19 protein-coding genes and 1 pseudogene are annotated in these 19,157 nt (G+C 69.2%); 8 read left to right on the plus strand and 12 right to left on the minus strand.

All coding sequences use genetic code 11. The annotated features are described in order from the left end of the window. Positions 1–30: 30 nt before the first annotated feature. From QPK29_RS16910 to QPK29_RS16925, 4 genes are read left to right on the plus strand one after another with little or no spacing between them, the layout of a single operon-like run. A complete protein-coding gene (locus QPK29_RS16910; protein ID WP_371768159.1) occupies positions 31–1,623 on the plus strand; it encodes an FAD-binding oxidoreductase in 1,593 nt (530 codons plus the stop codon). Beyond that, entirely contained in the window at positions 1,620–3,188 is a 1,569-nt protein-coding gene (locus QPK29_RS16915; RefSeq protein ID WP_371768160.1) for a glycerol-3-phosphate dehydrogenase/oxidase, read from the plus strand. Before QPK29_RS16910 ends, QPK29_RS16915 begins: the two co-directional genes overlap by 4 nt. Continuing rightward, positions 3,178–4,755, plus strand: coding sequence for an FGGY-family carbohydrate kinase (locus QPK29_RS16920; protein WP_371768161.1), 1,578 nt, complete (start codon positions 3,178–3,180; stop codon positions 4,753–4,755). The genes QPK29_RS16915 and QPK29_RS16920 overlap by 11 nt, the downstream gene beginning before the upstream one ends. Before the next feature lie 56 nt (positions 4,756–4,811). Continuing rightward, complete coding sequence (locus QPK29_RS16925; protein ID WP_056137206.1) at positions 4,812–5,369, plus strand: GNAT family N-acetyltransferase; 558 nt, start codon at positions 4,812–4,814, stop codon at positions 5,367–5,369. Positions 5,370–5,403: 34 nt separating this feature from the next. Here QPK29_RS16925 and QPK29_RS16930 read toward each other — a convergent pair whose 3' ends face one another. The 4 genes from QPK29_RS16930 to QPK29_RS16945 all read right to left on the minus strand — a co-directional run bounded on the left by QPK29_RS16930 (position 5,404) and on the right by QPK29_RS16945 (position 9,731). After that, positions 5,404–6,744, minus strand: coding sequence for a diguanylate cyclase (locus QPK29_RS16930; protein ID WP_371768162.1), 1,341 nt, complete (start codon positions 6,742–6,744; stop codon positions 5,404–5,406). A 185-nt stretch (positions 6,745–6,929) separates the two neighbouring features. Continuing rightward, positions 6,930–8,123, minus strand: coding sequence for an aminotransferase-like domain-containing protein (locus QPK29_RS16935; RefSeq protein ID WP_056137208.1), 1,194 nt, complete (start codon positions 8,121–8,123; stop codon positions 6,930–6,932). 129 nt (positions 8,124–8,252) lie between these two features. Beyond that, positions 8,253–8,714 carry a RidA family protein gene (locus QPK29_RS16940; RefSeq protein ID WP_160410068.1) on the minus strand — a complete coding sequence of 154 codons (462 nt, stop codon included), beginning with the start codon at positions 8,712–8,714 and terminating at the stop codon, positions 8,253–8,255. A gap of 96 nt (positions 8,715–8,810) precedes the next feature. Beyond that, positions 8,811–9,731, minus strand: a complete 921-nt coding sequence (locus tag QPK29_RS16945) for a DMT family transporter (protein WP_371768163.1) — start codon at positions 9,729–9,731, stop codon at positions 8,811–8,813. A 182-nt stretch (positions 9,732–9,913) separates the two neighbouring features. On the opposite strand from QPK29_RS16945, the gene QPK29_RS16950 reads away from it, so the two are divergent. Beyond that, complete coding sequence (locus tag QPK29_RS16950) at positions 9,914–11,275, plus strand: aminotransferase-like domain-containing protein (RefSeq protein WP_371768428.1); 1,362 nt, start codon at positions 9,914–9,916, stop codon at positions 11,273–11,275. A gap of 3 nt (positions 11,276–11,278) precedes the next feature. Here QPK29_RS16950 and QPK29_RS16955 read toward each other — a convergent pair whose 3' ends face one another. Genes QPK29_RS16955 through QPK29_RS16965 form a run of 3 tightly spaced genes read right to left on the minus strand, consistent with a single transcriptional unit; the run spans position 11,279 to position 13,129 of the window. Then, positions 11,279–12,205, minus strand: a complete 927-nt coding sequence (locus QPK29_RS16955) for a DMT family transporter (protein ID WP_371768164.1) — start codon at positions 12,203–12,205, stop codon at positions 11,279–11,281. After that, complete coding sequence (locus tag QPK29_RS16960; RefSeq protein ID WP_056137213.1) at positions 12,202–12,525, minus strand: DMT family transporter; 324 nt, start codon at positions 12,523–12,525, stop codon at positions 12,202–12,204. The genes QPK29_RS16955 and QPK29_RS16960 overlap by 4 nt, the downstream gene beginning before the upstream one ends. A gap of 1 nt (position 12,526) precedes the next feature. Then, complete coding sequence (locus tag QPK29_RS16965) at positions 12,527–13,129, minus strand: glutathione binding-like protein (protein WP_056137214.1); 603 nt, start codon at positions 13,127–13,129, stop codon at positions 12,527–12,529. 96 nt (positions 13,130–13,225) lie between these two features. On the opposite strand from QPK29_RS16965, the gene QPK29_RS16970 reads away from it, so the two are divergent. From QPK29_RS16970 to aroQ, 3 genes and pseudogenes are all read left to right on the plus strand, one after another. Next, the gene (locus QPK29_RS16970; RefSeq protein ID WP_371768165.1) at positions 13,226–14,083 is read left to right on the plus strand and encodes a LysR family transcriptional regulator; all 858 of its coding nucleotides are present in this window, start codon (positions 13,226–13,228) and stop codon (positions 14,081–14,083) included. Between the two features lie 58 nt (positions 14,084–14,141). Next, positions 14,142–14,918, plus strand: a pseudogene (locus QPK29_RS16975) (transporter substrate-binding domain-containing protein); the annotation flags it as partial. A gap of 12 nt (positions 14,919–14,930) precedes the next feature. After that, complete coding sequence (gene aroQ / locus QPK29_RS16980; protein WP_371768429.1) at positions 14,931–15,404, plus strand: gamma subclass chorismate mutase AroQ; 474 nt, start codon at positions 14,931–14,933, stop codon at positions 15,402–15,404. Here aroQ and QPK29_RS16985 read toward each other — a convergent pair. The 5 genes from QPK29_RS16985 to QPK29_RS17005 are packed head-to-tail and all read right to left on the minus strand — an operon-like array spanning position 15,382 to position 19,094. Beyond that, positions 15,382–15,990, minus strand: coding sequence for a GyrI-like domain-containing protein (locus QPK29_RS16985; RefSeq protein WP_371768166.1), 609 nt, complete (start codon positions 15,988–15,990; stop codon positions 15,382–15,384). The genes aroQ and QPK29_RS16985 overlap by 23 nt on opposite strands. A gap of 4 nt (positions 15,991–15,994) precedes the next feature. Continuing rightward, positions 15,995–17,290, minus strand: coding sequence for an RNA polymerase sigma factor (locus QPK29_RS16990; RefSeq protein ID WP_371768167.1), 1,296 nt, complete (start codon positions 17,288–17,290; stop codon positions 15,995–15,997). A 1-nt stretch (position 17,291) separates the two neighbouring features. Then, entirely contained in the window at positions 17,292–18,173 is an 882-nt protein-coding gene (locus tag QPK29_RS16995; protein WP_371768168.1) for a YciI family protein, read from the minus strand. Positions 18,174–18,183: 10 nt separating this feature from the next. Further along, the gene (locus QPK29_RS17000; RefSeq protein ID WP_371768169.1) at positions 18,184–18,609 is read right to left on the minus strand and encodes a YciI family protein; all 426 of its coding nucleotides are present in this window, start codon (positions 18,607–18,609) and stop codon (positions 18,184–18,186) included. Continuing rightward, positions 18,606–19,094, minus strand: coding sequence for a VOC family protein (locus tag QPK29_RS17005; protein ID WP_371768170.1), 489 nt, complete (start codon positions 19,092–19,094; stop codon positions 18,606–18,608). The genes QPK29_RS17000 and QPK29_RS17005 overlap by 4 nt, the downstream gene beginning before the upstream one ends. Positions 19,095–19,157 lie beyond the last annotated feature (63 nt).

Below are 19,157 nucleotides of genomic sequence, written 5' to 3' on the forward strand. Positions count from 1 at the left end.
GGATGGACACTGCGTACGGAGAAAAATAGAATGCGACGCTGGAACGGCTGGGGAGACGATACGATCGAGGTGGCGCTGGGCGAGTCCGCGCTGGATTTCCTGCGCGGGCAGATCGGCGCTGGCACGCCGCCGCGCGACGCCGGGGTCGACGCGCTGTGCGCTTCCCTGCCGCCGGGCAGGCTGCCGGCGCATCCTTTGGTCGATGCGACGCCGCCGATCCGCCTGACGCATGCGGCGGGCCAGAGCCTGCAGGACTGGCTGCGCCTGCGCTACGGCCGCATCGGCACGGCGCCGGATGGCGTCGCGTTCCCGGAAAGCGGCGCCGACGTGCGCACGCTGCTGCGCTGGGCCGCGGACCACGACGCGGCCGTCGTCCCGTACGGCGGCGGCACGAGCGTCGCCGGACACCTGGACGCCGTCGGCGCGCGGCCCACGCTGTGCGTCGACATGGCGCGCATGCGTGCGCTCGTGTCCATCGACGCGGAGGCGCAGCTGGCCGTGTTCGAAGCCGGCGTGGCCGGCCCGGACCTGGAGGCGCAGCTGCGCGCGCACGGCCATACGCTGGGCCACTTCCCGCAATCGTTCGATTATTCGACCCTGGGCGGCTGGGTCGTCACGCGCTCTTCGGGCCAGCAATCGCTGCGCTACGGCCGCATCGAACAGCTGTTCGCCGGCGGCCGCGTGGAGACGCCCGCCGGCCCGCTCGCCATCCCCACCTTTCCCGCGTCCGCCGCCGGCCCCGACCTGCGCGAACTGGTGCTGGGGTCGGAAGGCCGGCTCGGCATCCTGACGGAAGCCGCCGTGCGCATCAGCCGCCTGCCCGCATATGAAGCGTTCCACGCCGTGTTCTTCCCCGACTGGACGGCGGCCGAGCGGGCCGTGCGCACCATCGTGCAGGCGCGACTGGGCCTGTCGATGCTGCGCCTGTCGAATGCGGCGGAGACGGCGACGATGCTCACGCTGGCCGGCCACGGCCGCCAGGTGGCGCTGCTGGAGACGTGGCTGAAGCTGCGCGGCGCGGGCCCGGATAAATGCATGCTGCTCGTGGGCGCGAGCGGAGAAAAGGCGCAGGCACGCGCCGCGCTGAAGGCGGCGCTGGCGCTGGCACGTCCGGATGGCGGTGTGCACGTCGGCCAGGGACTGGGCGAGCGGTGGAAGCGCAACCGCTTCCGCAACGTCTACCTGCGCAACAGCGCGTGGACGCACGGCTATGCGATCGACACGGTGGAGACGGCGCTCGACTGGCCGCGCGTCACGCCCGCCATGCGCGCCATCGAACGGTCCGCGCACGATGCGCTGGCGTGCGACGGCGAGCGGGTGCACGCGTACACGCACCTGTCGCACCTGTATCCGCAGGGCGCGAGCGTCTACTCGACGTTCATCTGGCGCCTGGCCGGGGACTACGACGCGGACCTCGCGCGCTGGCGGCTGCTGAAAACGGCGGTGTCGGAAGCCATCGTCGCGAGCGGCGGCACCATCAGCCACCAGCACGGCGTGGGCCGCGACCACGCGCCGTGGCTCGCGCACGAAAAGGGAGAGCTGGGCATGGCCGCGCTGCGCGCCTTGTTCCGCGCATTCGATCCGGACGGCCGCATGAACCCGGGCAAGCTGGTGACGCCATGAGCGGCGCCTTCGCCGCGCTGTGGCAGCGGGGCGGCCGCGCTGGCCTGGCGGACGTGCTGGCGCGCGACTGGGACGTGCTCGTGATCGGCGGCGGCATCAGCGGCGCGGGCGTGCTGCTGGAGGCCGCACGGCGGGGACTCAAGGCGCTGCTCGTCGAACGCCGCGATTTCGCGTGGGGCACGTCGAGCCGTTCGTCGAAGCTCGTGCACGGCGGCCTGCGCTACCTGAAGGATGGCCACGTGCGGCTGACGGCGGAATCCGTGCGCGAGCGCGAGATGCTGCTCGCCTGCGCGCCTGGCCTCGTCGAACCGCAGGGCTTCGCATTCGCGCAGTACGGGGGCGCGCGCGGCCGGCGCAGCTTCCTGGCCGGCCTCGCGCTCTACGACGTGATGGCGGGCCGGCGCGAGCGGCACTGGCTCGATGCCGACGATTTTCTGATGGCGGCGCCGAACGTGAAGCGGGGCGGTCTCGCGGGCGGCATCGTTTACACGGACGCGCGCACGGACGATGCCCGCCTCGTGCTGCGCGTGCTGCGCGAGGCACTCGGTCATGGCGCGGCGGCCGTCAATTATCTCGGCGCGCGCGAGTTGCTGCGCTCTTCCGATGGCCGCGTGTGCGGGGCGCTGCTCGCCGGCGACGGTACGGACTACGCGGTGCGTGCCCGGGTCGTCGTCGATGCGACGGGCGCGTGGTCCGGCCCTCTGCACGGCGCCGGCCCGCGTCTGCGTCCGCTGCGCGGCAGCCATCTCGTGCTGCCCGCGTGGCGGCTGCCGCTGGCGCGCGCGGTGAGCCTGATGCATCCGCACGACGGCCGGCCCGTGTTCGCGTTTCCGTGGGAAGGCGCCACGCTGGTCGGCACGACGGACCTCGACCACACGGACGGCATGGACCGCGCGGTCCGCATCACGCGTGCGGAAGTCGATTACCTGATGGTGGCGCTGCAGGCGCAGTTCCCTGGCCTGCAACTAACCGACGAGGACGTGGTGGCGACGTACGCGGGCGTGCGCCCCGTCATCGCGGGCAAGGAGGGCGGGGCGCCGTCGCGGGCAGGGCGTGAACATGCCGCGTGGAGGTCGGCCGGCCTCGTGGCGATTGCCGGCGGCAAGCTCACGACGTTCCGCGCCATCGCGCTCGATGCGTTGCGGCTGGTAAAACAGCAGTTGCCCGGCTGGGACGATCCGCTCGATGCCCGCGCCGTGTTCGCGCCCGTGTCCTGCGCCGGCGCGAGTGTGCCGCGGCGCCTCCACGGCCGTTATGGCGCTTGCGCGGCCGCGCTGCTGGACGCCGCGCGGCCCGGCGAACTGGAACGCATCCCCGGCACGGAGACCGCGTGGGCCGAACTGCGCTGGGCCGCGCGCTGCGAAGCCGTGCAGCACCTGGACGACCTGCTGCTGCGCCGCACGCGCCTCGGCCTGCTGCTGCGCGACGGCGGCACGGCGCACCTGGACCGCATCCGCGCGATCTGCCAGCCGGAACTCGGCTGGGATGACGCACGCTGGGCGCACGAGGGCGCGGCATACCGCGCACACTGGACCCTTCACCACGGTTTGCCACATGAAGACTAGGAAGAACTGCGATGCGACGACGATCCTCGCCATCGACAACGGCACCCAGAGCGTGCGCGCGCTGCTGTTCGACCTCGCCGGGAACATCGTCGCGAAATCGCAGGTGATGCTGGACCCGTATTTCTCGACGCAGCCCGGCTGGGCCGAGCACGATCCGGAGGATTACTGGCAGGCGTTGTGCCGCGCATGCCAGGGCCTCTGGACGCAGCCCGGCGTCCGGCGCGACGCCATCGCCGGCGTGGCCGTGACGACGCAGCGCGGCACGGTGGTGAACCTCGACCGCAACGGTCGGCCGCTGCGGCCCGCGATCACATGGCTCGACCAGCGCCACACGGACACCGTGCCGCCGATCTCGTGGTGGTGGCGCACGGCGTTCAAGCTGGCGCGCGTGGACGGCACCATCGATTATTTTCGAGGCGAGGCGGAGATCAACTGGATCCGCGCGCACGAGCCGGACGTGTGGGCCGCGACGGACAAATTCCTGCTGCTGTCCGGCTACCTGAACTGGCGGCTGTGCGGGTGCTTCGCGGATTCGTCCGGCTCGCAGGTCGCGTACGTCCCGTTCGATTACAAGCGCCGCCGCTGGGCCGGTCCGCGCGACTGGAAGTGGCAGGCGCTCGCCGTCGAACCGCGCATGCTGCCGGAACTCGTCGAGCCGGGCGAGCGACTGGGCGAGATCGGCCGGGATGCATCCGACGCGACCGGCATCCCGGCCGGCACGCCGCTGCTGGCCGCGGCGGCCGACAAGGCCTGCGAGGTGATCGGCGCCGGCTGCCGCGAACCGCACGTGGGATGCCTGAGCTACGGCACGACGGCGACCATCAACACGACGGGCACGCGCTATGTCGAGGTGACGCCGTTTCTGCCGCCGTATCCGGCCGCGATCCCCGGCGCGTACAGCAGCGAGGTGCAGGTGTTCCGCGGGTACTGGATGGTCAACTGGTTCAAGGAGCAGTTCGGCCACCGCGAGCAGCAGCGCGCGCTGGCGGAAGACGTGGCGCCCGAACAGCTGTTCGACCAGCTGGCGCGTTCCGTCCCGCCCGGATCGATGGGGCTGATGCTGCAGCCTTACTGGACGCCCGGCATCCGCGTGCCGGGCCGCGAAGCGAAGGGCGCGATCGTCGGCTTCGGCGACGTGCACACACGGGCGCACGTGTACCGCGCGATCCTGGAAGGGCTCGCGTACGCGCTGCGCGAGGGGAAGGAACGCATCGAGAAGCGAAGCGGCGTGGCGATCACGGAACTGCGCGTGTCCGGCGGCGGCTCGCAGAGCGATTGCGCGATGCAGCTGACGGCCGACATCTTCGGCCTGCCGACGTCGCGGCCGCACGTGTACGAGACGTCGGGCCTGGGGGCCGCCATCGACGCGGCCGTGGGGCTGGGGCTGCACCGCGATTTCGCGACGGCGATCGGCGCGATGACGCGCGTGGGGCGGGTATTCGAGCCAGTGCCGGCGCATCGCGACGTGTACGAGCGGCTGTATCGGCAGGTCTATTTGAAGATGTATCGGCAGTTGCAGCCGTTGTATCGGGAGATTGCGGAGATTACCGGGTATCCGCAGCGTTGACGGGCGTCAGCCCTGGCTCATACACTGGGCCTTCCGAGTTACCCTGTGGAGTGGCTGTGAACGACGACCCGACCGATTCCCCGGAGAATAGCGACTTCATCACTGCTGTTCCCTACCTTCACACGGAACGGCTCCTCCTGCGCGAATACCGGCGCGAGGACTTCGACGCATTCGCGGCCCACCTGGCCGACCCGGTCAGCGCGGCCCACCTGATCCCGGCCGACCGCCATGCCGCCTGGCGCATCTTTTGTTCGCAAGCGGGCCTGTGGCTCATCCACGGCGCCGGATGGTGGGCTGTCGAGGAAAAGGCGACGGGCCGGCTCGTCGGCAACGTCGGCGCGTTCTTTCGCGAGGATTGCGCCGTGATGGAGCTTGGCTGGAATACCTATCGCGCATGTTGGGGCCGCGGATTCGCGAACGAAGCGGCGGCGGCGGCCATGCATCATGCGCTCGAGGTCCGGCGCGAACCGAAAGTCCGCGCTGTCATCGCTGCGGCCAATGAATCGTCGCTGCGCGTCGCCAAACGCCTTGGCCTGGCTTACGAAGCGGACACCGAGATATACGGCAAAGCGGTCGGCATTCATGCGCGAACGCGGGGAGGCCCGGTCGTTTAGGCCTGCAGGACTGCATGGGACTGCCCACGGGCGTTCAGGGCGCGGTCAGAACAGCCGCGTCGTGCACCACGTCCCATGCCGCCCCGACAATGGTCGACTCCACCCGATTGCGCCCCCCGGCCTTGGCCGCATACATGGCGCGGTCCGCGCACACGAACAGGTTGTCGATCGCATCGAGCTGCGTCGGCACGATCGTCGCCACGCCCACGGATACCGTGAGCCAGGTCGACGTCGTCGAACCCGGATTCGGGATTTCCAGCGCCGCTACGGCCGCGCGGATCATCTCCGCCAGGCGCGCCGCGTTTTCCGCGGGCGTCTCGGCGAACAGCAGCACGAATTCCTCGCCGCCGTAGCGGGCCGCCAGGTCGGTCGGGCGCGCGGCGTGGTCCTGCAGCGTCTGCGCGACCTTCTGCAGGCAGACGTCGCCCGCCGCGTGGCCCAGCGTGTCGTTGTACAGCTTGAAGTGGTCGACGTCCAGCACGACCAGCGACAGCGGCTGGGCGGTGCGGATGGCACGGTGCCATTCCTTGTCCAGGAAGGCGTCGAAGTGGCGGCGGTTGGCGATCTTGGTCAGCGGGTCCAGCATCGCGGCACGCTGCAGCGCGTCCTCGGACTGCTTGTGGTGCGTGATGTCGTGCAGCAGGACGACGAACAGGCCGTCCGCCGCGTGCATCGGCGTCATCGTCAGGTCCATCGCGCGCAGGTTGCCGTCGCGGTGACGGATCTCGACTTCGCGCGTGCCGTACGTCATTGCATCGAGGCCTGCACAGCAGCCGGGTTCCTTGCAGTCCAGCAGATCCTTCAGCGACTGCCCGACCAGTTCCTCCGGCGCATAGCCCAGGTAGCGGTCGCATGCCGGGTTCGCGTACTGCACGCGGCCGCAGCTCTCGACGATCAGCAGGCCCTGGTCCATGCTGTTGACGATCATGCGCAGGCGGTCGGTCTGCTCGGACTGGGTGTCGCTGCCGCTGCGCAGGCGCAACTGGGCGCGCACGCGGGCACACACTTCTTCCAGGCGCAGGGGTTTCGGGATGTAGTCGGCGGCGCCCGTGTCGAAACCGGCGACGATGTCTTCCGTCTCGCCGCGCGCGCTCATGAAGATCACGGGGATGCGCGTCGTGGCCGGATGCGCCTTCAGGCGGCGGCACGTCTCCAGGCCGTCGATGCCGGGCATGACGACGTCCAGCAGGATCAGGTCCGGCTTGACGCGCTGGGCGATGTCCAGCGCGCGGTCACCGGAAGTGGCGACGAACGTCTGGTAGCCTTGACGCAGCATCATCGAACGCAGCGTGCCGAGGTTGTCGGGCGCGTCGTCGACGATGAGGATGGCGGGCTTGCGTGGGTCGGCAAGCGGCACGGGCACTGGGTTGGTCATACGGTGCTTTGCGAGGACTGCACGTTGATATTGCGTCCAAAATCATACACCTCGCAGCACTGACGTGGGGCAACAACTTCTTTTACAAGTGGAAAAATCTGTAACTTTTTCGCAACTGACAATTGTCTGATCTGTTCAACAATTGTTGATGCTCGGCGGCACATAACCGCCGAGCAGGTAAAGCCCTACATCTGGTCCTTGATCAGCTTGCCCAGGGTCGCAATGCCTTCGCGGATGCGCTCCGGCGGCACCGTCACGAACGACAGGCGCAGCGTGTTCGTTTCCGGCTTGTTGGCGTAGAACGGGGCGCCCGGGACGAACGCGACGCGGGCGGCGATCGCCTGGTCCAGCAGTTTCATTGCGTCGATGTGCTTCGGCAGCGTGACCCAGATGAACATGCCGCCTTCCGGACGGGTCCACGTCACGCCTTCCGGGAACTGCTCGGCCATCGCGTCCAGCATCACCTGGCACTGGTTGGCGTACAGGTTGCGGATGGTCGGGATGTGTTCGTTCAGGAAGCCGTCCTTGACGACTTCGTGCACGACCATCTGCGTCAGGGTCGCGGTGTGCAGGTCGGCGGCCTGCTTGGCCAGCTCGAGGCGGCGCACGAGCGGCAGCGGGGCGACGACGTAGCCCAGGCGGATGCCCGGCGTCAGCACTTTCGAGAACGAGCCCATGTAGATGACGCCGTCCGGGTTCATCGACAGCATGCGCGGCATCGGCTCGCCCTTGTACGACAGTGCGCCGTACGGATCGTCCTCGATCAGCGGCAGGCCGAGGCGGGCGCAGGTTTCCACCAGTTCGCGGCGGCGCTCGATCGACAGCGAGCGGCCGGTCGGGTTCTGGAAGTTCGGCAGCGAGTACAGCAGGCGTGCACCCTTGGCCAGCGGCTCGATCGACGACGGCACCAGGCCGTGGTCGTCCGTGTCGACCGACTGGAATTCCGGACGGTAGACCGAGAAGGCTTGCAGCGCGCCGAGGTAGCTGGGGGTTTCCACCAGCACGCGCGAGCCTTCGTCGATCAGGACCTTGCCGAGCAGGTCGAGGGCCTGCTGCGAGCCGGACACCATCAGGATCTGTTCCGGCACGATCTTGCTGCCTTCCGTGGACAGGTAGTTCGCCACCCATTCGCGCAGCGGCGCGTAGCCGTCCGTCGGGCCGTACTGCAGCGCTTGCTTGCCGTTTTCGCTGAGCACCTTGTCGTAGGCTGCCTTCATGCGTTCGACGGGGAAGGTGGCGGGCGAAGGCAGGCCGCCGGCGAAGGAGATGATCTCCGGACGCTGGGTGATCTTCAGGATCTCGCGGATCGCCGAGCTTTGCAGCTGCTGGGCGCGCTCCGAGAACTGCCACTGGATGGGATTGGGATTTTCGATTTTCATACTGGTCTCACAGGAAGGGCCACGATGGTGCGTCGGCCATTATAAAGCACGCCGGGTAGGCTGCTCTCTCGATAGAGGAGCACGCCTGATAAGCATGCTCCGGTTAAATTTCTGTAGCAGAGCGATAGTTTATTCCACTTCGGCGATCAGTTCGATCTCGACCGAGGCACCGAGGGGCAGCGATGCCACGCCGAACGCCGAGCGCGCGTGCTTGCCGACGTCGCCGAACACTTCGCCCAGCAGTTCCGAGCAGCCGTTCGTGACGAGGTGCTGTTCCGTGTAGTCCGGCGTCGACGCCACCAGGCTCATCACCTTGACGATGCGCTTCACGCGGTTCAGGTCGCCGCCGACGGCCGCCTGCAGCGTGCCGATCAGGTCGACCGCCACGGCGCGCGCCGCCGCCTTGCCCTGTTCCGTCGTCTTGTCCTTGCCCAGCAGGCCGGTGTTCACCGTACCATCCGCATTCTTGGAAATGTGGCCGGACAGGAAGACCAGGTTGCCGGTCTGCGCATACATGACGTAGGCAGCCGCCGGCGTCGCCGGTGCCGAGAGGGTGATGTTCAGTGCGTTGAGTTTGTCGTAGACGGACATGGATTCCCCAGGGTTGTTTGAAAAGAAAGCCGTTATTGTACGACTTGCCGGCCGGCGTAGGCATCGCGGGACGCTTCCCCCTGTGGTTCATGCCCATCATCGCCTCACCTGCATGCGTCGCCCCAGCGCGACGGTCGCGATCACGGCCAGCGCGAAGCCGACGTTGGCAAGCGTGAGCGTCTCACCGAGAAGGATGGCGGCGCCGGCCAGCGACAGGAAGGGCTGCAGCAACTGTACCTGTCCCACGCGGGCCACGCCGCCCAGCGCCAGGCCGCGGTACCAGAAAAAGAAGCCGATGAACATCGAGAAGACGGTGACGTAGCCGAACGCGAGCCAGCTGGCCGCGCCGACGTCGCCCAGGCGGCCGATCTGCTCGCCCTCCATTAACAGCAGCAGGACGGCGGCCGGAACGGCGGCCAATACGAGCGCCCAGCAGATGGTTTCCTGCCCGCCCAGCGTGCGCGCCAGGCGGCCGCCTTCCGCATAGCCGGCCGCCGCGGAGACGATGGCGCCGAACATCAGTACATCGGCCGCCTGCAGCGCGCCGCCGCCCTGGCTCAGCGCGAACGCGACGACCAGTCCGGAACCCAGCAGCGCGACGAGCCAGAACCCGTTCGATGGCCGCTCGTAGCCGCGCAGCGCCGCGTACAGCGCCGTCGCCAGCGGCAGCATGCCCGCCAGCACGGCACCGTGCGACGCCGGCACGCTGCGCATCGCGATCGAGCTAAGCAGCGGAAACCCGAGCACGCAGCCGAGCCCCACGATGACCAGGGGCCGCAGCGCCGCGCGTCCCGGCCACGCCACACGGCGCATCCGCAGCCAGCCGGCCGCGAGCACGGCGGCGCCCAGTGCGCGCGCCAGCGTGAGGAACAGCGGGTCGAGCTCGCGCACCGCGAGCCGCGTGAACGGCAGGGTGAGGCTGAAGATGGCGACGCCGACCAGGCCCAGCAGCATGCCGCGCGCTTCGTCGGACGTCGTGCCGAGGGGTGTGGTCGGTGTGAGTGTCGTGGGACGCATACGTTCTCCGGTTGTCGTTGCAGCAAACTTTGGCCAGGGTTATGCTAGTCCGGACGAGCAGTACAGTCCCTATACACTTACCGATATCCTTTTCGCACTGTAATGGTGAAGTGACCGATACAACGATCCCGACATTGCTGTCACGCGATTCCGGCGAACCGCTGGCCGACCAGATCGTCCGGATGATCAGCGCCCGAATCGACGACAAGCAGTTGCGCGCGGGTGCGCGCATGCCCTCGATCCGCCGCTTCGCCGCGGCGCACGGCGTCTCGCCGTTCACGGTCGTCGCCAGCTACGACCGCCTCGTCGCGCAGGGCTACCTGGAATCGCGCCGCGGCGCCGGTTTTTTCGTGCGCGAGCGCGCGCCGCTGAACACGGCGCTGCGCCGCGACGCCCCGGACATTGCGGGCGCGCTGGAAAAGCGCGCGCTGGACGTCGTTTGGCTGGTCCGCCACATGTTCCGCCAGATGCCGGGCCAGCCGACGAGCGCGGCCGGCGTCTTGCCGACCGCGTGGCTGGACGGGCAGGGCGTCGCCAACGCGCTGCGTGCCGTCAGCCGCCAGAACAGCAGCGCGCTGCTGAACTACGCCAGTCCGCAGGGGTACGCGCCGCTGCGCGAACAGCTGCAGCGCAAGCTGGCGGAGCTGGAAATCGCGGCCGCGCCCGAACAGTTCGTGACGACGCTGGGCGTGACGCAAGGACTGGACCTCGTCGCGCGCGAATTCTGCCGCCCGGGCGACACCGTGTTCGTCGACGACCCGGCCTGGTTCCTGATGTTCGGCTCGTTCGCCGCGATGGGGCTGAAAGTGGTAGGTATCCGGCGTCAGGCGGACGGCCCGGACCTGGCCGAGTTCGAGGCGCTGGCGGCATTGCACAAGCCGCGCCTGTACATCATCAACTCGGTGCTGCACAATCCGAGCTCCACGTCGCTGTCGGCCGCGAAGGCTTTCCAGATCCTGCGCATCGCCGAGCGCCACGACATCACGGTCGTCGAGGATGACATCTATTGCGATCTGCACCCGGGCGGCTCGCAGCCCGCCACCCGGCTGGCGGCGCTGGACCAGCTGCAGCGCGTGATCTACCTGGGCGGCTTTTCGAAATCGCTGGCGCCGAACCTGCGCGTGGGCTTCATCGCGGCCTCGAGCGACATCGCGCAACGCCTGGCGGACCGCAAGATGCTGGCCACCCTGAGCACGAGCGACCTGGGCGAGCGGGTCGTTTATAAAATCCTGTCCGAGGGCGTGTACCGCAAGCACCTGGACCGCATCCGTACCCGCCTGGACGCCATCCGCCCGCCGGTGCTGCGGCGCATCGAATCGCTCGGCATGACCCTGGAGCCGGCGCCGACCGCGGGCATGTTCGTGTGGGCCGACTGCGGCCGCGACACCAACGTGCTCGCGGCGCGCGCGATGGACGAGGGCCTGCTGCTCGCGCCGGGCAGCCTGTTCTCGCCGAACCAGCTGCCGTCCACGAAGCTGCGCCTGAACGTGGCGGCCATGGAGGACGACACCGCGTGGCGCTTCCTCGAGCGCGCATTGGCCTGATGGTCAGGGCAGCTTGATCGACACGACGCCGGCCAGCAAGACCAGCGCGCCGGCGAGCCGGACGCCGGAGACGGCACTTTTCGGCAGGCCGAACAGGCCGAACCGGTCGGTCAGGATCGCCACGACCTGCTGCCCGGCGATCGTGAATCCGACCGTCGCGGCCGCGCCGATCACGGGCAGCGCGAGGAAGACGGTCGTGACGTAGCACACGCCCATCGGCCCGCCCAGCCACGCCCACCACGGCACGGCGCACAGTCCGCCGAGCGTCGGACGTTCGTTGCGGTTCAAGGCCAGCACGAGGGCGAGCACGATCGCCATGCCCGCCGTCGCGACGGCGAAACTCGCGAGCGACACGACCAGCGGCGCACCGACGGTCCGCGCGACGGCCGCGTTGAGCGCACCCTGCATGGGCAGCACGCCGCCGCACAGCGCGGCCGCCGCGACCCACGCCAGCTTGATCCGGCGGGGCGGGGCGCCCGCCGCGGGACGCTGGCCGCGCACGATCAACAGGATGCCGGCGGCGACGCACGCGGCGCCCAGCCACGTGAACGGCCCGGGCGCGCGCTGGACGACGCCCAGCAGGCCGGCACCGTCCAGCAGCAGCGACGTGAACGCCTGCCCCGCGATGAACAGCCCGATCGTGGTGACGGCGCCGATGCGGGGGATGAACACGATCCCCGCGACGACAAACATGGCGCTGGCGAGGCCGCCCAGCAGCTGCCACCAGTGGGCTTGCCCCAGGCGGCCCAGCGCGGGCAGGGCGCCGCCGGCCGCGACGGCAATGAACAGCAGGACGGTGGCGACGAACAGTTGCAGGGTCGCGGCGGCGAACGGGCTCGCGACGGCCTTGCCCAGGCGGGCGTTGGCCGCCGCCTGCAACGGCAGGCCGCAGCCTGCCAGGAAGGCGATAACAATATAAATCGTATTCATGATTGCTCCAGGAATTTGAGACCGGCGATCCCGCCGAAGACGACCGCCATGCACAGCATCCGCGCCGGCGACAGCGTCTCGGCGAAGATGGCGACACCGACGAGGCTGACGCCGAGGGCGCCGATGCCCGTCCACACCGCATACGCGATCCCGAGCGGCAGCGTGCGTACGGCACCAGCGAGCAGCCAGATGCTGCCCAGCGCGGCGAGCACCGCCACGAGCGAGGGAACGGGGCGGGTGGCGCCCGCCGATGCCTTCAGCGCGAAGGCCATCGCGACTTCCAGCACCCCGGCCGCGAAGAGTTGCGCCCATGCGGCCATGTCAGGCCTGCCGCATCTTGATCCGGGCCCGCGCGACGGCCGGGCGCTCGTCGATCCTGCGCAGCCAGGCGTCCACGTGCGGATAGTCGCGTGGGGCGATGCCCAGCTCGTCATAGGTGGCCAGCCACGGGTAGAACGCGATGTCCGCCATCGTGTACGCGTCGCCCGCGATCCAGGCCGAGACGGCGAGGCGGCGCTCGATCACGCCGTAGAGCCGCTGCGTTTCGCGCGTGTAGCGGTCCAGCGCCATCGCGTTGCGTTCCGGGGCCGCGTGCCTGAACCACCACAGCTGGCCCAGCATCGGCCCGACGCTGGCCGCCTGCAGGAACAGCCATTGCAGGACGACATCCTCGTCGGGGATCAACCTGCCCGTGGCGCGGCCGAGGTGGGCCAGGATCGCGCACGATTCGAACATGCCCTGGCCGGTGTGGTCGTCGACGAGCGCGGGGATCTTGTTGTTGGGGCTGATTTTCAAGAACGCGGGCGCGAACTGCTCGCCCGCGCCCAGGTCGACGTGGCGGACCCGGTAGTCCAGGCCGAGTTCTTCCAGCGCGATGATGAGTTTCCTGCCGTTCGGGGTGTCGGCGACATAAGCGGTGTACATGCTTTCCTCCTGTGATGGACAGGGAGAGCGTAGCTTGTGCAAAAATGGATGAACATTCGATTTATTCAGACATTGCTTGTCTGTTTTTGCATATCCATGGACTGGGACGACTATCAATACTTCCTGGCGGTGGCGGGCGGCGGCTCCGTCTCGGCCGCCGCGCGCCGGTTCGGGCAGAGCCACTCGACGGTACTGCGCCGGCTGGACAAATTGGAGACCGCGCTCGACGTCCGCCTGTTCGAGCGCTTCCAGACCGGCTACGTGCTGACGGCCAGCGGCGAGGAATTACAGGCGCTGCTGACCCCGATCGGCGAGGGCATGCAGGACATCGAGCGGAAGCTGGCCGGGCAGGATGCGGCACTGCAGGGCACGATCCGCGTCACGACGACCGATACCCTGATGGCCGTGCTGCTGCCGGTGCTGGCGGATTTTCGCGCGCGCTACCCCGGCATCCAGTTGCAGATCACGGTCAACAACAGCTTCCTGAATCTGTCGAAGCGCGATGCGGACGTCGCCATCCGGCCGTCGAACATGCCGCCCGACAACCTCGTCGGCCGCAAGGCCGGCACCCTGCGCACGGCGCCGTACGCGTCGACGGCGTATCTGGCGCAGCGGCCGCGCGGAGACCACGAGTGGATCGCGCCCGACGACAGCCTCGCGCACCTGCGCCAGGCCCGCTGGCTGCGCGAGCACGTGCCGGCGGACAAAATCGCCGCCAGCATGGATACGCTGCTGGGCATGGCGGCGGCCGTCGAGGCCGGCCTGGGTGCCGGCATGCTGCTGTGTTTGCTGGCGGATGCGCGGCCGGGGCTCGTCCGGCTGGCCGATCCCGATCCTGCGCTGGACACGGACGTGTGGATACTCACGCATCCCGACCTGAGGCGCGTGCAGCGGATCCGGGTGTTCACGGCGTTCGTCTTCGACGGGCTCGCGGCGGTGCTTGGCCCGGCTTGACAGGCATATTCTCTTGTCCTACGCTGCGCGGTCCGCTACGGACAGACAAAGGAACAGCATGCGCGCAGCAACGATTCATGGAGCCTGGATAGCCGTCCTGCTGGCAGCTGCACTGACGCCGGCGCAGGCCGGCCGACTGGACGACATCGCCGCGCGCGGCGTGCTGCGCGTGGGCAGTACGGGCGACTACAAGCCCTTCAGCTACCGGCAGGCCGGCGGCGGGTTCATCGGCATGGATGTGGAGCTGGCGGGCGAACTGGCGCGCTCGCTCGGCGTGCGGCTGGAACTGGTGCCGACCACCTGGCCGACGCTGATGGCCGACCTGGGGGCGGACAAGTTCGACCTCGCACTGAGCGGCGTCTCGGTGACGGCCGAGCGTCGACGGCAGGCGCTGTTCTCGGTGCCCTATCTGCACGATGGCAAGACCCCGATCACGCGCTGCGAGAACGCCGCCCGCTTCCAAACGCTGGCGCAGATCGACCGGCCGGAGGTGCGGCTGATCGTCAATCCGGGCGGCACCAACGAACGCTTCGCGCGCGCCCGGGCGCCGCACGCCCGGCTGACCGTGTACCCGGACAATGTGACCATCTTCGGCCAGATCGTCAGCGGTGCGGCCGACCTCATGATCACCGACGCCATCGAAACCCGTTTGCAGCAGCGCCTGCACCCGCAGCTGTGCGCGGTGCATCCGGAGGCGCCGTTCGACATGGCGCAAAAGGCCATCCTGCTGCCGCGCGATGCGGCGCTGAAGACGTACGTCGACCGCTGGCTGCAGCAGCGCCTCGACAATGGCGACGTGCCGCAGCGCCTGGATCGCTGGCTGGCGTTCCCCTGGGGGCCGGAGTCGCTGCGCCAGGCCATCGACCAGCGCCTGCTGCTGGCGCAGGATGTGGCGCGGGCCAAGTGGAATGCGCAGGCCGCCATCGAAGACCTGCCGCGCGAAGAACAAGTCATCGCCGCGGCAGTGCGCCAGGGACGCGTGCTGGGCCTGCCGGAGGCATGGATACGCACCGTGTTCCGCGCGCAGATCGACGCCTCCAAGACGGTGCAGCGCGCGCTGTACGAGCGCTGGCAAGCGGAGGGCGCGGGCCGCTTCGACGACGCGCCCGACCTTGGCAAGACCATCCGTCCGGAGCTGGACCGCCTCACCTCCCAGCTGCTGCGCGCCATGGCCGATAACCAGGCGCTGTTGCACGACGGCGGCCGCCAGGCCGACGTCGCCGCCGCCATGCATGCGCTGCAGGCACGCGCCATCAATCCGGCCGCGGCCGGGCAGGCGCTGGCGCCGTTCCTGTCCGCTACGCCATCGGCTGGCGAATGACCGTCTTCCACCGGGCCGGATCGGCGCGGCGGATGTCGCTCAGGTAGATTTCGTGGTGCTTGCCGGCGAGGCGGCCGCGCGCCTCGATGAAATCGTGCACCCGCCGGATCGTCGGACCTTCTGCGGTGAACGGGCCGACGTGCAGGACCTGGGCGCACGGGCCTTCCGTAAAACGTTCGATCCGCAGTGCGTCGACGGTGTCCAGTCCCTTCTTGCGCTTCACTTCCGCCAGCGCGTCGCGCAGCAGCGACTCGTCGACGAACGCCGGCTGGTGGATCATCATCGTCCATTGCCACTTCGTCCGGTCGTTGGCGACGAATGACGCCATGTCGTCCGACCACCACAGGCCCTCCAGCGGCATCACCGCGTAGTCGATGCCCGCCGGTCCCTTCTTGACCATGAACTTGGCCGTATAGGACACGGAGAACAGCGCTTCCACGGCCCGCGCATAGTGCGGCGACGTGTTCGGATCGCCCGCGCCGTCGATCATCAGGTAGCGGATTGCGGGGACGTCCACCTGCACGACGTCGCGCGCGGACGGCTGGTACAGATGCTTGAGGTCTTTCTTGAGGTCGATCTTGCCCACGGGTCTATCTTTCCAGTAGCGCGCTCGACCGTGCCCGCTCCAGCAGCAGCGCCTGCTCGCGCTCGTTCTGCGTGAGGCTGGCAGCCCGTTCGAACTCCGCTTTCGCTTCCGCATGCCGGCCCAGTTTCGCCAGCAGGTCGCCGCGCACGCTCGGCAGCAGGTGGTACATGCGGAGCGCAGGCACGTCGAGCAGCGCGTCGGCGAGGGCGAGGCCCGCGTCGGGGCCGTAGGCCATGCCCAGCGCGACGGCGCGGTTCAGTTCTACGACGGGCGACGGCGTCAGCTGGGACAGCGCGTCGTACAGCGCGGCGATGCGGGTCCAGTCGGTCGCGTCGGGCGTGAGCGCGCGCGCGTGGCAGGCGGCGATGGCGGCCTGCAGCGCGTAGGGGCCGAGCGCGCCGAGGCGCCCCGCGCGATCCAGCGCGGCCAGGCCGCGGCCGATCAGCAGCCGGTCCCAGCGCGAACGGTCCTGGTCCATCAGCAGGATCGGCGCGCCGTCCGGGCCCGTGCGGGCGCGCTCGCGCGAGGACTGGATTTCCATCAGCGCGACGAGGCCGTGGACTTCGCCCTCGTCGGGCATCAGTTCCGCCAGCACGCGGCCCACGCGCAGCGCCTCGCGGCACAGTGTCGGCCGCAGCCATTCGTTGCCCGCGCTCGCGGAATAGCCTTCGTTGTAGATCAGGTAGATCACCTGCAGCACGGACGCGAGGCGCGGCTTGAGTTCGTCGTCGCGCGGCACTTCGAACGGCACGCGCGCTTCCGCCAGCGTGCGCTTGGCGCGCACGATGCGCTGGGCGACCGTCGCTTCCGGCACGAGGAAGGCGCGGGCGATTTCTCCGGTGGCGAGACCGCCCAGCAGTTTCAGCGCCAGCGCCGCGCGCGCCTCGGCCGACAGCACGGGGTGGCAGCAGACGAAGATCAGGCGCAGCACGTCGTCGTCGATCTCGCCCGCGGTCTCCTGCGTCAGCGCGGCCAGCTCGGCCGGGTCGCGGAAACTGCCGCCGTCCGCGAGCAGGTTGTCCATCTCCCAGCTCAGCTCGCCTTCCTTGCTGGCGTGCATGGCGTGGTGGCGCAGGTGGTCGAGGGCGCGCCGCTTGGCCACCTGCATCAGCCAGGCGCCGGGCCGGACCGGCACGCCATCCGCCGGCCAGCGCTCCAGCGCTTCCAGCAGCGCGTCCTGGGCGAGTTCCTCGGCCCGGCCGAGGTCGCGCAGCATGCGGGTCAGCGCGCCGACGATGCGCGCCGACTCCATGCGCCAGACGGCCTCGACGATCTTGCCTGTGTCGGCGCCGCGCGTCATGTCACGGACGGTCCCAGGCCGGTTGCGGCGCCAGCTCGGCGCGCAGGGCGGCGTCGAGCTGTTCGGCGCGCACGCTGGCATCCTCGCGCAGCCGGGCCGTGGTCTCGTCCACCGGCGCGTGCTTGCCGAGCGGCGCGATCAGCGCCACCGGCCGGACCTCGACCTCGACTTCCGGCCCCGTCGGATAGGGCAGCGTGCGCGCCCAGTCCAGCGCGGCATCGATCGACGGTGCGCGGATCATCCAGAAGCCGGCGATCAGTTCCTTGGCTTCCGCGAACGGGCCGTCGATGATGCTGGCGCCGCCGTTCGCGACGCGCACGCGGGCGCCGCGCGCCGTGGATTTCAGGCCGTCGCCGGCCAGCAGCGTGCCGGCCGCCGCGTGGATGGCGTTGAAGGCGTTCAGCCGGTCCAGCTTTTCCTGCAGCGGGATGGCGTCGCGCTCGGTGCCGGCGTCGGAGCGCAGCAGGATCGCGTAGCATGTGTCGTCGCCGGCCGCGCCGGGCGGGATGCCCGCGCAGCCGCCGGGGCAACCCGTCTCGCGCAATTCCACCGTGACGTCGTCCTTGGCGGAGACCACGCCATTGGCCTGCAGCCATGCCAGCGCCGCGGCGCGCGACGGCGCCTCGAACACGGCGAAACCGGCCGGCAGGCGCTCGCCGGCCGGGAAGGGGCCGGAGGTCACGGCTTCGCCGCCGGGCCACAGTTTCAGGCGCCGCGCGTCGGCATCCGGCGCGAAGGCCAGCGCGAGCGCGGGGGCGCGCGGACCGTCGGCGGTCGCCGCCTGGCCGCCCGGCAGGCGGCGCAGCAGGTCGTCCAGCACGGCCTGCGGGTCGGCGGCCGCGGCGCGCGTGCCGTTGTCGGTACGGATGAGCATGAACTGCATGGTGGTCTCCTTAGCGTGCCGCCATTTGTTCGCGCAGGCGGTCTTCCTGTTCGCGCACGTCGGCCGGGAGGTCCGTGCCGAAGTCGTCGGGGCCGAAGATCTGGCGGATTTCGATCTCGCTCTCGACACCTTCGTGCGGATTCGGACAGCGCTTGAACCACTCGATGGCTTCTTCCTTCGAACCCACCTCGATCAGCCAGAAACCGGCCACGAGTTCCTTCGTTTCCGTGAACGGACCGTCGATCACGGTGCGCTGGTTCCCATTGAACCGGATGCGGGCGCCTTTGGCACTGGGCATCAGGCCCTCGCCGGCCAGCATGACGCCGGCCTTGACGAGTTCCTCGTTGAAATTGCCCATGTCCGTAAACAGTTTTTCGTTCGGCATGATGCCGGCTTCCGAGGCCGCGCTGGCCTTCACGATCACCATGAATTTCATTGCTGTGCTCCTTCGCAGCCCTGGCCCATCGATTGCAGCATCTCTTCCCGGATCTGCTCGGGCGTCATGTCGCGCTTGTGGGTGGCGATCGACCAGCGGTGGCCGAACGGGTCCTCGAGCTGGCCGTAGCGGTCGCCCCAGAACATGTCGGCGACCTGCATGATCGGCTTGCCGCCCGCGTCGATGGCGCGGGCGTAGGCGGCGTCTACGTCTTCCACGTACAGGTGGATGTAGACGGGCGTGTTCTTCAGGGCCAGCGGGCCGACGCAACCGTAGTCGGGGAAGTCGTCGGCCAGCATGAAGATCGAGTCGCCGATGCGCATCTGGGCATGCATGATCTTGCCGTCCGGGCCGGGCATGCGGCTCATTTCGACGGCGCCGAAGGCCTGCGCGTAGAACGTCAGCGCGTCGGCCGCGCCGCTGCAGACGAGGTGCGGGGTGATCGTGTGGAAGCCTTCTGGGATGGGACGCACTTGCTGGGTCATGATGGATCTCCTTCGTGAGTGGTTGTGGGTGCCGCCATCCGTACGACGATCGGGCTTCCACGG

This window comes from Massilia orientalis, assembly GCF_030411975.2.
Lineage (GTDB): Bacteria > Pseudomonadota > Gammaproteobacteria > Burkholderiales > Burkholderiaceae_D > Telluria > Telluria orientalis.

Excerpts from the sequence above, each read along its gene's own strand:
- QPK29_RS16910 (WP_371768159.1), top strand. The coding sequence starts at position 31 with ATGCGACGCTGGAACGGCTGGGGAGACGATACGATCGAGGTGGCGCTG.
- QPK29_RS16915 (WP_371768160.1), top strand. The coding sequence starts at position 1,620 with ATGAGCGGCGCCTTCGCCGCGCTGTGGCAGCGGGGCGGCCGCGCTGGC.
- QPK29_RS16920 (WP_371768161.1), top strand. The coding sequence starts at position 3,178 with ATGAAGACTAGGAAGAACTGCGATGCGACGACGATCCTCGCCATCGAC.
- QPK29_RS16930 (WP_371768162.1), bottom strand. The coding sequence starts at position 6,744 with ATGACCAACCCAGTGCCCGTGCCGCTTGCCGACCCACGCAAGCCCGCC.
- QPK29_RS16935 (WP_056137208.1), bottom strand. The coding sequence starts at position 8,123 with ATGAAAATCGAAAATCCCAATCCCATCCAGTGGCAGTTCTCGGAGCGC.
- QPK29_RS16940 (WP_160410068.1), bottom strand. The coding sequence starts at position 8,714 with ATGTCCGTCTACGACAAACTCAACGCACTGAACATCACCCTCTCGGCA.
- QPK29_RS16945 (WP_371768163.1), bottom strand. The coding sequence starts at position 9,731 with ATGCGTCCCACGACACTCACACCGACCACACCCCTCGGCACGACGTCC.
- QPK29_RS16950 (WP_371768428.1), top strand. The coding sequence starts at position 9,914 with ATGATCAGCGCCCGAATCGACGACAAGCAGTTGCGCGCGGGTGCGCGC.
- QPK29_RS16955 (WP_371768164.1), bottom strand. The coding sequence starts at position 12,205 with ATGAATACGATTTATATTGTTATCGCCTTCCTGGCAGGCTGCGGCCTG.
- QPK29_RS16960 (WP_056137213.1), bottom strand. The coding sequence starts at position 12,525 with ATGGCCGCATGGGCGCAACTCTTCGCGGCCGGGGTGCTGGAAGTCGCG.
- QPK29_RS16965 (WP_056137214.1), bottom strand. The coding sequence starts at position 13,129 with ATGTACACCGCTTATGTCGCCGACACCCCGAACGGCAGGAAACTCATC.
- QPK29_RS16970 (WP_371768165.1), top strand. The coding sequence starts at position 13,226 with ATGGACTGGGACGACTATCAATACTTCCTGGCGGTGGCGGGCGGCGGC.
- QPK29_RS16990 (WP_371768167.1), bottom strand. The coding sequence starts at position 17,290 with ATGACGCGCGGCGCCGACACAGGCAAGATCGTCGAGGCCGTCTGGCGC.
- QPK29_RS16995 (WP_371768168.1), bottom strand. The coding sequence starts at position 18,173 with ATGCAGTTCATGCTCATCCGTACCGACAACGGCACGCGCGCCGCGGCC.
- QPK29_RS17000 (WP_371768169.1), bottom strand. The coding sequence starts at position 18,609 with ATGAAATTCATGGTGATCGTGAAGGCCAGCGCGGCCTCGGAAGCCGGC.
- QPK29_RS17005 (WP_371768170.1), bottom strand. The coding sequence starts at position 19,094 with ATGACCCAGCAAGTGCGTCCCATCCCAGAAGGCTTCCACACGATCACC.